This is a genomic window from Emticicia sp., assembly GCF_049241225.1.
Lineage (GTDB): Bacteria > Bacteroidota > Bacteroidia > Cytophagales > Spirosomataceae > Emticicia.
This window is the reverse complement of the sequence record NZ_JBMLRC010000487.1, coordinates 1-1,099: the sequence shown is the minus strand read 5'-3', so window position 1 is coordinate 1,099 and position 1,099 is coordinate 1. Positions and strand designations below refer to the sequence as shown.

The following is a 1,099-nucleotide window of genomic DNA, read 5'->3' as shown; positions in this document are numbered from 1 at the left end:
TTTGGCACATCATTAGATGAATAGTAATAAATTATGAAAAAGCTATGCTAAGAAATTACTTCAAAATCGCCATCCGTAACCTTTGGAAAAACAAGGCTTATGCCCTCATTAATATCGTGGGACTTTCTGTCGCATTTGGAAGTGCGATGTTGTTATTCCTAACTGCCCGATTCGAACTTTCGTTCGATGATTTTCAAGCCAATAAAGAGCATCTTTATAAGGTATTTTTCAAACTAAATCTGGCCGATGGCACACGCATGGGTACATCCATGCCCGCACCATTGACCCCAGCTTTGAAAGCCGATTTTAAGTCAGAAATTAAGCATATTTCTCGCATCATGGATAGCGGCGTGCAGGTGGTGCAGGGCGATAAAACCTTAGACCAAGATCTTAATTATGTCGATGCCGATTTCTTGAAAATGTTTTCGTTTGAGATGCTCAAAGGAAATCCGAATTCGGCATTAAATGACTTGAAAAGCATTGTTATCAACCAATCAACTGCCGAAAAACTATTTGGCAGTAACGAACCACTTGGGCAGACGATTAACCTCAATTTTGGCGAAAAAACTGAAGGTTTTTTAGTGACAGGTGTGATTGCCGATGCCCCCGAAAACTCAACTATCGAAAGTGAAATGATGATTCGTTTTGAGAACAATCCTTCGTATCAAGCAAACAAAGAAGAATGGAATAATCAAAATCATAATCTTTACATTCAGTTGGCCGAAAATATTAATCAAGAAACTTTCGAGAAAAAACTCAAGCCTTTTACGCAAAAATATTACAAAAGTACAATTGACCAGATCAAAAAAGAAGGTGGCAAACCCGATGAGCGTGCCGAGGTTTACAGTATCAGAACCATGCCTTTGCTCGATGAACATTTTATGAAGCACAATGGCGGAGTGTTGGTAAAAGACAAAACGTATCCGTATATGTTATTGATTGTCAGTATTTTAGTTGTGCTAATTGCCTGCATCAACTTCATTAATTTATCTATTGCTCGCTCGCTCGAAAGAGCCAAAGAGGTGGGTATGCGTAAGGCACTTGGAGCTGTCAAAAACCAGATTTTGGGACAGTTTTGGGGCGAAGCCTTCATTCTTTG

At 39.3% G+C, this 1,099-nt stretch carries 1 protein-coding gene; it reads left to right on the top strand.

Going from position 1 to position 1,099, the window contains the following annotated elements; genetic code table 11:
* Window positions 1-44: 44 nt before the first annotated feature.
* The coding region (locus ACOVO2_RS25385; protein ID WP_421772668.1) for an ABC transporter permease at window positions 45-1,099 on the top strand (1,055 nt) is incomplete at its 3' end.